8 protein-coding genes and 1 tRNA gene are annotated in these 10,562 nt (G+C 66.4%); 8 read left to right on the forward strand and 1 reads right to left on the reverse strand.

Features of this window, described 5'->3' with window-relative positions; genetic code table 11:
* Positions 1 to 39 precede the first annotated feature (39 nt).
* From M0P34_RS09455 to M0P34_RS09490, 8 genes are all read left to right on the forward strand, one after another.
* Positions 40 to 2,514 carry a glycyl radical protein gene (locus tag M0P34_RS09455; RefSeq protein WP_291498669.1) on the forward strand — a complete coding sequence of 825 codons (2,475 nt, stop codon included), beginning with the start codon at positions 40 to 42 and terminating at the stop codon, positions 2,512 to 2,514.
* 98 nt (positions 2,515 to 2,612) lie between these two features.
* Positions 2,613 to 3,509, forward strand: coding sequence for a glycyl-radical enzyme activating protein (locus tag M0P34_RS09460; RefSeq protein ID WP_291498670.1), 897 nt, complete (start codon positions 2,613 to 2,615; stop codon positions 3,507 to 3,509).
* A 560-nt stretch (positions 3,510 to 4,069) separates the two neighbouring features.
* Entirely contained in the window at positions 4,070 to 4,903 is an 834-nt protein-coding gene (locus M0P34_RS09465) for an amidohydrolase family protein (RefSeq protein WP_291498671.1), read from the forward strand.
* Positions 4,904 to 4,975: 72 nt separating this feature from the next.
* Positions 4,976 to 5,986 carry a TRAP transporter substrate-binding protein gene (locus tag M0P34_RS09470; RefSeq protein WP_291498672.1) on the forward strand — a complete coding sequence of 337 codons (1,011 nt, stop codon included), beginning with the start codon at positions 4,976 to 4,978 and terminating at the stop codon, positions 5,984 to 5,986.
* Between the two features lie 59 nt (positions 5,987 to 6,045).
* Complete coding sequence (locus M0P34_RS09475) at positions 6,046 to 6,552, forward strand: TRAP transporter small permease (RefSeq protein ID WP_291498673.1); 507 nt, start codon at positions 6,046 to 6,048, stop codon at positions 6,550 to 6,552.
* Positions 6,552 to 7,850, forward strand: coding sequence for a TRAP transporter large permease (locus tag M0P34_RS09480; protein WP_291498674.1), 1,299 nt, complete (start codon positions 6,552 to 6,554; stop codon positions 7,848 to 7,850). The genes M0P34_RS09475 and M0P34_RS09480 overlap by 1 nt, the downstream gene beginning before the upstream one ends.
* Before the next feature lie 98 nt (positions 7,851 to 7,948).
* Complete coding sequence (locus tag M0P34_RS09485; protein ID WP_291498675.1) at positions 7,949 to 9,346, forward strand: sigma 54-interacting transcriptional regulator; 1,398 nt, start codon at positions 7,949 to 7,951, stop codon at positions 9,344 to 9,346.
* 107 nt (positions 9,347 to 9,453) lie between these two features.
* Positions 9,454 to 10,308, forward strand: a complete 855-nt coding sequence (locus tag M0P34_RS09490; protein ID WP_291498676.1) for an NAD(P)-dependent oxidoreductase — start codon at positions 9,454 to 9,456, stop codon at positions 10,306 to 10,308.
* Between the two features lie 139 nt (positions 10,309 to 10,447).
* Here M0P34_RS09490 and M0P34_RS09495 read toward each other — a convergent pair.
* Positions 10,448 to 10,523, reverse strand: a tRNA-Glu gene (locus tag M0P34_RS09495).
* Between the last annotated feature and the right edge of the window lie 39 nt (positions 10,524 to 10,562).

Below are 10,562 nucleotides of genomic sequence, written 5' to 3' on the forward strand. Positions count from 1 at the left end.
CCGGTTCGAGCACAAAACACCCTATTGAGGAGTTTCACCATGAGCCAATGCGGTTGTTGCATGTCTCCCCAGGAAGAGCGCGTCATCGGCAAGGACATCGATCGCCAGGGCCGCGAGCGCGTCTACGGCATCCTGGAGAGCATCCAGTTCACCCTGCCCCACGTCGACGTGGAGCGCGCCAAGTATTTCACCGAATCCATGCGCGAGACCGAAGGCGAGCTGCTGACCCTGCGCTGGGCCAAGGCGCTCAGGAACGTGGCCGAGAAGATCACCGTATGGATCACGCCCAACCAGCTGCTGGCCGGGCGCGTGGGCAAGCTCGGGCGCTACGGCATCCTGTACCCCGAGATCGACGGCGACTTCTACCGCGAGGTGCTGGTCGACCTGGACAAGCGCGACAAGAGCCCCTTCCAGATCTCCCAGGAGGACATCAAGACGGTCATGGAGGAAATCGCCCCCTACTGGGAAGGCAAGACCTACCATGAGCACCTGAACAAGACCCTGCCCGAGGAAATCCGCGGCGTGACCTACCACGACGAACGCGGGCTGAAGTCCAAGTTCGTGGTCAGCGAGACCTCCTCCTACCGCTCCGCCCTGCAGTGGGTGCCGGACTACGAAAAGGTCATCACGCGCGGCTTCCTCGACATCCAGGCCGAGGCGCGGGAGAAGCTCGCCGGGCTGGACCTGACCAACTCCGTGGACCTCTGGGACAGGAAGCCCTTCCTTGAGGCCATGATCATCGTCTGCGACGCCATCATGATCTGGGCCAGGCGCCACGCCGACCTGGCCCGCGAGCTGGCCGCCGGGGAGGCCGACCCGCGCCGCAAGGCCGAGCTGCTGCAGATCGCCCAGATTTGCGACCATGTGCCCGCCCACCCGGCGCGCACCTTCCGCGAAGCCATGCAGTGCCAGTGGTTCGTGCAGATGTTCTCGCGCATCGAACAGAAGGCCAGCGCCATCATCTCCAACGGCCGCATGGACCAGTATCTCTACCCGCTGTACAAGAAGGACATCGAGGAGGGCCGCATCACCCGCGAGGAGGCCAAGGAGCTGCTCGAATGCATGTGGGTGGACATGGCCCAGTTCATCGACCTGTACATCAACCCCACGGGCGTGGAATTCCAGGAGGGCTACGCCCACTGGGAGGCCGTGACCATCGGCGGCCAGACCCCCGACGGCGAGGACGCCACCAACGATCTGTCCTACCTCTTCCTGGAGTCCAAGCGCGAGTTCCCCCTGAACTACCCCGACCTGGCCGCGCGCATCCACTCCCGCTCGCCCGAGCGCTTCCTGCGCGAGGTCGCCCTGACCATCAAGGACGGCTCGGGCTTCCCGAAGCTGATCAACGACGAGGAAGTCGTCTTCCTGAACACCGTCAAGGGCTGCCCCATCGCCGAGGCCCTGGACTACGCCGTGTCGGGCTGCACCGAGACGCGCATGCCCAACCGCGACACCTACACCTCCGGATGCGTGTATGTGAACTTCGCCACCGCCCTGGAGATGGTGCTCTACAACGGCCGCATGCTGCGCTACGGCGACGAGGTCATCGGCCTTGAGACCGGCGACCCCGCCGGGTTCAAGACCTGGGACGAGTTCTACGCCGCCTACAAGGCCCAGCACCTGAACCTGCTGCGCAAGGCCTTCCAGCAGCAGCATGTGGTGGACAAGCTGCGCCCGCAGCACTTCGCCGCGCCCCTGTCCTCCGTGCTGCACGACCTGTGCATGGAAAATCTCATGGACCTGCACACCGAGAAGATCCCCGGAGGCGTGGACTACTCCTACTTCGAATTCCTGGGCTACGGCACTGTGGTCGACTCCCTGGCCGCCATCCGCAAGACCGTGTTCGAGGACGCCAGGCTGACCATGCGGGAGGTCATCGAGGCCTGCAAGGCGGACTTCAAGGGCTTCGAGCCCGTGCGCGAGATGCTGCGCAACGCCCCCTGCTACGGCAACAACGACCCCTACGCCGACTCCATCGCCAAGGACGTGGACCGCTTCACCCAGGTCGAGGCCGCCAGAAGCTCCCGCGAGCGCGGCGTGCATGTCGACGTGCGCTATGTGCCCATCACCTCGCATGTGCCCTTCGGCAAGGTCGTTTCCGCAACGCCCAACGGCCGCCACGCCTGGACGGCCCTGTCCGACGGCTCCTCGGCCTCCCACGGCGCGGACAAGAACGGTCCCACCGCCGTCCTGCTCTCCAACTACCACTCCAAGAACTACGGCATGACCAACCGCGCCTCGCGCCTGCTGAACATCAAGCTCTCGCCCAAGTGCGTGGCCGGCGAGGAGGGCACCCGCAAGATCGTCGACCTCATCCGCACCTGGTGCGACCTGAAGCTGTGGCACCTGCAGTTCAACATCGTGAACAGGCAGACCCTCATCAACGCCCAGAAGGATCCGGACAACTACCGCAGCCTGCTGGTGCGCATCGCCGGGTACAGCGCCTACTTCTGCGACCTGTCCCGCGACCTGCAAAACGACATCATCGACCGCACCGAGCACGCCCAGTTCTAGGCCCGGCCGGGACGGCAACCAACGGGGGGCGGGGGATGGCCCCCGCCCCCCTTCTCCTTACGACGGCGCGCCCGCGCGAGGCGCGAAAAGGGAATCCCATGACGGACGCACAGGTTCAAGGCATCGTTTTCAATGTCCAGAAGTTCAGCGTGCACGACGGTCGGGGAATCCGCACCCTGGTGTTCCTCAAGGGCTGCCCCCTGCGCTGCCGCTGGTGCAGCAACCCCGAGTCACAGCGCCCCGAGCCCGAGCACGCGTTCAACCCCACGCGCTGCCTCACGGCCCAGGTCTGCGGGCGCTGCCTTGCGGCCTGCCCCTCGGGAGCCCTCGCCCTGAAGGATGAAATGATCCTGCACGACCGCTCCAGGTGCGCGGAGTGCTTCGCCTGCGTGCGGGCCTGCCCCTCGGGCGCGCAAAGCGTCTACGGCGAAACCATGTCCGTTGGCCGGGTGCTGGACAAGGTGGAGGAGGACGGCGTGTTCTACCACCGCTCCGGAGGGGGCATGACCCTGTCGGGCGGCGAGCCGCTCGCGCAGCATGCCTTCGCCCTCGCCCTGTTGCGCGAGGCCCGGCGGCGCCATGTGGACACGGCCATCGAAACCTGCGGCTGCTATCCCTACGAACGCCTGCGCCAGGCGTGCGCCAGCCTCGACAGGCTGATCTTCGACATCAAGAGCGCGGACCCCGCGCGGCACAGGGAGCATACCGGCGCGGACAACGCGCTGATCCTGGAGAACTTTTCCAGGGTCTGCGCGGAATTTCCCGACCTGCCCATCCTCGTGCGCACCCCCGTGATCCCCGGCTTCAACGACACCGAGGCGGACATCCGCGCCATCCGCCGGCACATCCCCCGGCGCCCCGGCATCGAATACGAGCTGCTGGCCTACCACCGCATGGGCCAGCCCAAGTACGGCTACCTCGGCCGCCGCTACGAACTCGGAGACGCGAAGCCCGACGACCGGCTCATGGAACGCCTGAAGGAAATCGCCCGCTAGGACCCGCCCCGCGCGGCGTCCCGAGCCCGCTTCGGCGGGCTCTTTTTTTGGGCGCAGGGCATCCTGTGCGAAAAAACACAAGCCCCGCATGGAGCTGTGCATTTTTGCATCATTCGGGCGCCTCCGTAGCGACAACAATCCGGGAACACTGAATTTTCATTCAGGCGCCAGGCGTTGCAAAAAGGCAACGCAGACCTCCCCGCGTATAAATAAAGCAAACAGTTCCCATTACTGATTAAAATGATGCAATTATTCCAGAATGTTACCGGGGCGAAATCACTGCACAAACGCCGAGGGCCGGACCTCCCGGCGCGGCACGCGCCCCGGTCGCGCTCCAGCCGCGCCCCAGCGACCGCGGCGGAGGCGGCGCGGCTGGCTCCAAAAAAAACACACGGCACAGCCTGGGAGAAAACCCCTTGGTATACAAGCGGAAATTGTCACCGGACCGCCGGGGGCAGGCCCTTTTCTTGTGCCGAAATTCACAGGGGGCACGCTTCTTGCCCCAGGCAAACCGACGCGACGCGCGCCACAGTCACATCCAGCCACAAGGATTGCCGCCCATGAAGATCATCGATTTCCGCTTTCGCCCCAGCACCCCGGACGCCGTGCAAGGCATGCTCGCCAACACGGTGTTCGGGGGCATGTTCAACCTGTTCAAATACGCCGAGCGCGCCAAGCCGGAGCCCATCGAGGACATCGTCGCGGCGATGGAGCGCCAGGGGGTGGTCAGGGGCGTGGTCACCGGCCGCGACGCGCAGACCACCTACGGCCTGGCCTCCGGCAACCAGGGCATCGTGGCCCTCATGCGCCGCTACCCCGACAAGTTCATCGGCTTCGCCGGGCTTGACCCGCACAAGGGAATGCAGGCATTGGCGGAGCTGACCAGCATGGTCATCGAGCACGGCATGCGCGGCGCGGCCATCGACCCCTACCTGGCGCGCATCCCGGCCAGCCACGCCCGGTTCTACCCCATCTATGCCAAATGCTGCGAGCTGAACGTCCCTGTCGTCATCACCACAGGGCCGGCCACCCTCGTGGACAACGCGGTCATGGACGACGCGCACCCCCGGCACATCGACCGGGTGGCCACGGACTTCCCGACCCTGAAGATCGTCATCAGCCACGGGTGCTACCCCTGGGTGAGCGAGGCCATCATGACCGTCCACCGCCACCGCAACGTCTACATCGACCTTGCGGAATACGAGGAGCAGCCCTTTTCCGAGGGCTACATCCAGGCCGCCAACACGCTCATCGGCGACAAGGTGCTCTTCGCCAGCGCCTCCCCGTTCATGGACTTCCAGGAGCAGATCGCCCTGTACAAGCGTCTGCCCTTCGAGCCGCAGGTGCTCGAAAACGTCATGTTCAACAATGCCGCCAGGCTGCTTGGCCTGTAGGCGCATCGCCCAACGCGCCGGGGCGGCCGCTCGGCCCCTCCCCGGCTCAAAACAGCCGAAAAGGAGTCCGCAATGAAGTCAACGAAGCGATTCTTCCTCTTCCTGGGCCTGCTGGCCGCGGTCCTGGCATTCGCGGGGAGCGCCTCCGCCGCGGAATTCAAGAAGATGACCATCCGCGCCGCCACGGCGAACCCGGAGGGCAGCCTGCATGTGGAGGCCATCGAGAAGTTCAAGTCCATCGTCGAACGGGACTCGGGCGGAGCCATCACCGTGCAGACCTTCTACGGCGGCTCCATGGGCGACGAGCAGGCCAACGTGAAGCAGCTGCGCAACGCCGAGATCAACATCGCCGTCCTGGCCTGCGGCAACCTCACGCCCTTCGCGCCGTCGGCCGGCGTGTTCTACCTGCCCTACCTCTTCCCCTCCCTGGCCGACGCCGAAAAGCTCTTCGGCGACGAACAGTTCATGGACACGGTGGCCGAAAAGGTGATCAAGGAGAGCCGCACCCGGCCCCTGGCCTGGCTCATCGGCGGCTACCGCGTGATCACCAACGCCAAGAAGCCCGTCCGCAACCTGGCCGACCTCCAGGGCCTGAAGATCCGCGTGCCCCCCGTCGAGCTCCAGCTGGCGGCCTTCCGCGCCTGGGGCGTCGAGCCGCATCCCCTGGCGTGGTCCGAAACCTTCAACGGCCTCCAGCAGGGCGTCATCGACGGCCAGGAGAATCCCCACGCCATCAACCGCGACCAGAAGTTCTGGGAGGTGCAGAAGTACATCTCCAACGTGCGCTACCTGCTCTGGGTGGGGCCCATCCTGGCCTCCGAGAGCTGGTTCCGCAAGCTTGAGCCCCAGGCCCAGGAGCTGATCGCCCGCGCCGCCCGGGAGGCCGCGCTCCACGAGTGGCAGTGGTCGGCGCAGCAGGAAGCCCTCGCCCTCCAGGCCTGCCTGGACAAGGGCATGGTCATCAACGACCTCGAGGACGAGCCCGCCTGGATGGAGGCCGCGCGCTCCATCTGGCCCCAGTATTACGACAAGGTGGGCGGCAAGGACTTCGTGGACCAGGCCCTGCGGATCATGGCGCAGTAACGTGGTCACCCCCCGGCGCGCAGCGTCCCTGCGCGCCGGGACAGCCTCCGGAGAACAGCATGCGGCTTGCACGCAACCTATACGACAACCTCGAGGAATACGCCTGCGCCGCCCTGGTGGGCGTGATGATCCTCTGCCTCATCCTTCAGGTGTTCATGCGTTTCGTCTTCGGCTCCGCCCTGGCCTGGTCGGAAGAGCTTTCGCGCTTCTCCTTCCTGTGGAGCGTCTATGTGGGCGCCGCGCTGGCCGCCAAACGCGGCGCCCATGTGCGCATCACCGCCCAGTTCATGAAGCTCGGCACCCGCGGGCGCCTCTTCTTCCGCGTGGTCTGCGACGCCATCTGGCTCGGCTTCAACATCTTCCTGGTCGTGCAGAGCATCGAGGTCATCCGCGACGGGCTGGATTTCCCCGAGACCTCGCCCACCCTGGGCATCGTCAAGGCCTGGGTCGAGATGATCATCCCCTTCGGATTCGCCCTCATGAGCTGGCGCATCGTCGAACGCTATTACACCGCCTGGCGGGCCGGAACCCTGGCCGGACTGGTGAACTATGAGGAGCAGGTCTGATGACGCCCCTTGAAATTTCCCTGATCGCCATGGCCGCGATGTTCCTGCTGGGCATGCCCATCTTCATGGGCCTGGTCGTCTCCGCCTCCGCGGCCCTGCTGTGCAGCGACATCCTGCCCCTGTCCATCATCCACAACTCCCTGTTCGACGGGCTGAACCTCTTCCCGCTGCTGGCCATCCCCTGTTTCGTCGTGGCCGGCTCGCTCATGGAATACGGCAACATCACCCACCAGATCGTGGACGTGGTCAAGCAGCTCGTGGGCCGCATGCACGGCGGCATGGGCATCACGACCATCCTGGCCTGCACGTTCTTCGCCGCCATCTCCGGCTCCGGACCGGGCACCGTGGCCGCCGTGGGCACCCTGCTCATCCCCGCCATGGTCCGCAACGGCTACTCCAAGGACTACGCGGCCGCGGCGGCCTCCTCCGGCGGCACCATCGGCGTGCTGATCCCGCCAAGCAACCCCATGATCATCTACGCCATCCTGGGCAACCTGTCGGTCACGGCCATGTTCACGGCGGGCTTCATCCCCGGGTTCCTGGTGGCGAGCATCATGTGCAGCACGGCCTACCTGCTGGCGCGCAAGAACGGCTTTTCGGGCGACGCCGACCAGCCGCCCTTCCACATGGGCACCTTCCTGCGCACATGCGGGCGCTGCTTCTTCGCCCTGATGACCCCGGTGATCATCCTGGGCTCCATCTACACCGGCATGGCCACCCCGGTGGAGGCCTCCGTGGTGGGCATCGTCTGGGCCCTTTTCGTGGGCGTCGTCATCAACCGGGCCCTCAGGTGGGAGCACATCTACAAGTCCCTGCTGGAAGGCGCCATGATCTGCGGCGGCGTGCTGCTCATCGTCGGCGCGTCCACCCTGTTCGGCCGGATCCTGACCTTCGAGGAGGCGCCCCAGCGCCTGGTGTCCCTGGTCATGGGCATCTCCACCGACCCCAACATCGTGCTGCTGCTGATCATCGCGGTGCTCTATGTGCTGGGCATGTTCATGGAAACCCTGGCCACCATCATCATCCTGGTGCCGGTGCTGCTGCCCGTCATCCTCAAGCTGGGCATCGACCCCATCCACTTCGGCATCATCCTGGTCATCACCAACAACGTGGCCATGCTCACGCCGCCCCTGGGGGTCAACCTCTTCGTGGCCTCGCGCATCTCCCACCTCTCGGTGGAGCGCGTGTCCATGGCGGTGCTGCCCTATATCGCGGCCCTGACCATAGCCATCCTGATCATCACCTTCTTCCCGTCCATTGCCACCTGGCTGCCGTATGCCCTGGGCTACGGCAGCTGATGGAACCGCTTCCGGCGGGCACCCCCTCGCCCGCCGGAAGCCCCCACCGGGCCGCCCGGCAAGGACGGGCGGGCCCCTTGCCGCTGGAGAACGGAGACATGTATAGTCCGCACATGCTGGCCGACTATGTGCAACAACTCTGCGACACCTTTCGCGACGCCATCTGCGTGACCGACCGCGAGGGCGTGGTCGTGCTGGTCAATGGCCGCCACGCCGAACTGACCGGAATCCCCCGCGAAACGATCCTGGGCAAGCGCGCCCAGGACATGGTCCAAAGCGGCGTCTTCGACGTGGTGCTCAACCCGCGCGTCGTCGAGACGGGCGAGAAGGTCTCCAGTGTGCAGAACCTGTTCAACGGGCGCATCCTGCTGCTGGACGGCAACCCCATCAAGGACGCCTCGGGCCGCGTGGCCTACGTCGTCACGGTCCTGCGCGACGTGACCGTGCTGACGGAACTGCGCGAGGAGGCCGGCGCCCAGAAGGAGTTGCTCGAAACCTTCCAGGCCCTGAGCCACGAGGGCGTGACCAGCAGCCAGTATCCCCGCGTGGTGCAAAGCAAGGCCATGCAGCGCCTGTACGCCGAGGCCGCGGCCATCGCCGAGACCGACGCCACGGTGCTCCTGCTGGGCGAGACCGGAGTGGGCAAGGACGTGGTGGCCCGGCACATCCACCGCAAAAGCCACCGCGCCGAGGCGCCCTTCATCAAGGTCGACTGCGGGAGCATCCCCGAAAACCTCATCGAAACCGAACTGTTCGGCTATGTGCCGGGGAGCTTTTCCGGCGCCAGCAAGAACGGCAAGGCCGGGCTCGTCGAGGCCGCCTCGTCGGGCACGCTGTTCCTGGACGAGATCGGCGAGCTGCCCATGACCATGCAGTCGCGCCTGCTGCGCGTGCTCCAGGACTGGGAGGTTCTGCGCGTGGGCGCCACCACGCCGAAAAAGGTGGACGTGCGCGTCGTCGCCGCCACCAACAAGGAGCTGGAACGCGAAGTGGCCAAGGGCACCTTCCGGTCCGATCTCTACTACCGCCTGAAGGTCGCCGTGCTGACCATCCCGCCCCTGCGCGCCCGCAAGGCCGACATCCTGCCCCTGGCCCAGGGCTTCCTGGCCTACTACAACAGGAAATACCGCAAGAAGGCGCGCTTCTCCGAGGATGCCGAACGGGTTCTGCGCGGCCACTTCTGGCCGGGCAACGTGCGCGAGCTGGAAAACCTGGTCCAGGGCCTCGTGGTGACCAGCAAGCAGGGAAGCATCGAGGCGCAGGATCTCGCGGGCATCCGCCCCTGCCCCCAGGCGGACGGGGGCGACGCCGACTACGCCCTGCCCTGCGTCGAAGGCCGCTCGCTCAAAAGCATCATGAAGGAGGTGGAGGCCGCGCTCATCCGCAAGGGGCTCAAGAAATACGGCTCCATCAGCGAGCTGTCGCGCCACTTCCAGATGGACCGCAGCACCATCTTCCGCAAGGTCAAGGAACTCGAATCCTCCAAACGCGGCTAGCCCGGGCCACGGACACCGGCCCGGAAAACCGGGCGGTCCGCGCCCGGCGGCCCGGCGGGGCGCACGTCATGGCGGCGCCCGCACACCGCAAGCCACAAGGAACGGAAATGCTCTTCGGTTTCATCGGCGTGGGCGCCATGGGCGGCCCCCTGGCCCGCAACCTGATCCGCGCGGGCAAGGACGTCCGCGTCTACAGCCGCACCCCCCAGGGCCGGGCAAAAACCCTGGCCGCAGGCGCCACAGGCGTCGCCGCCCAGGACATGCAAGACATGGCCCCGTGCGACGTGGTCTTCACCTGCCTGCCCCTGCCCGCGCATGTTCGGGAAAAGATGCTCGGGCCCGGCGGCGCCTATGCCTTCATGCGCCCCGGGGCGATCCATGTGGAACTGTCCACCATCGACCCCGGCACGGCCCGGGACCTGGCCGCCGCCGCAGGCAGCCGGGGCATCGCCTATGTGCAGTGCACCCTGGGCAAAACCCCCGCCCACGCAGAACGGGCCGAGGCCCCGCTCTTCGCGGGCGGCGACCAGCGGGCCATCGCGGCCCTGGCCGACGTGTGGCCGATCATCGGAGAGCTGAACAACGTGGGCGGCATCGACGCGGCCTGCGCCGTCAAGCTGGTCAGCAACCTCGTGGGCATGGCGAACCTGGCCGTGCTGAGCGAGGGACTGCGCATCGGCATGGCCGCCGGGGTGGACGGGGAAACCCTGCTGCGGCTGCTGGCCGACACCGGAGCGGCCAGCTTCCAGCTCGCCGCGCGCGGCCGGTCCATGGTCCTTGGCGACTACGAGCCCGCACGCTTCGCCCTCGACCTGGCCCTGAAGGACGTGCGCCTGGGCTGCGACATGGCCCAGGCCCTGGGCATCGACCCGCCCATGCTGGGCCAGGCCCTGGCCCGCTTCACCCTGGCCAGCGCCCGGGGCCTGGGCGCCCAGGACTGCGCGGCAGTACACGAGGCCTAGGGCCAGAAGCCCGCCCCCCCCAGGACGGCCAACCCCCTCCGAAAAACCAGCCCCCGCCCGTGGCCTGTTCCCGGCCGCCCCCAAACTGTTCCCAAACAAGAAAAGGGTTACGGCTTTCACCGTAACCCTGTATTTTCTTTGGCGTCCCCAAGGGGGTTTGAACCCCTGTTACCGGCGTGAGAGGCCGGTGTCCTAGGCCACTAGACGATGGGGACGCTGTGGCGGACGTTGCCGTCCGGAGGGGTCTTATTGAC

This window comes from Desulfocurvus sp., assembly GCF_023230885.1.
Taxonomy (GTDB): domain Bacteria; phylum Desulfobacterota; class Desulfovibrionia; order Desulfovibrionales; family Desulfovibrionaceae; genus Desulfocurvus.

Coding starts and splice junctions, on each gene's coding strand:
- M0P34_RS09460 (WP_291498670.1), top strand. CDS start 2,613: ATGACGGACGCACAGGTTCAAGGCATCGTTTTCAATGTCCAGAAGTTC.
- M0P34_RS09490 (WP_291498676.1), top strand. CDS start 9,454: ATGCTCTTCGGTTTCATCGGCGTGGGCGCCATGGGCGGCCCCCTGGCC.
- M0P34_RS09480 (WP_291498674.1), top strand. CDS start 6,552: ATGACGCCCCTTGAAATTTCCCTGATCGCCATGGCCGCGATGTTCCTG.
- M0P34_RS09465 (WP_291498671.1), top strand. CDS start 4,070: ATGAAGATCATCGATTTCCGCTTTCGCCCCAGCACCCCGGACGCCGTG.
- M0P34_RS09455 (WP_291498669.1), top strand. CDS start 40: ATGAGCCAATGCGGTTGTTGCATGTCTCCCCAGGAAGAGCGCGTCATC.
- M0P34_RS09475 (WP_291498673.1), top strand. CDS start 6,046: ATGCGGCTTGCACGCAACCTATACGACAACCTCGAGGAATACGCCTGC.
- M0P34_RS09485 (WP_291498675.1), top strand. CDS start 7,949: ATGTATAGTCCGCACATGCTGGCCGACTATGTGCAACAACTCTGCGAC.
- M0P34_RS09470 (WP_291498672.1), top strand. CDS start 4,976: ATGAAGTCAACGAAGCGATTCTTCCTCTTCCTGGGCCTGCTGGCCGCG.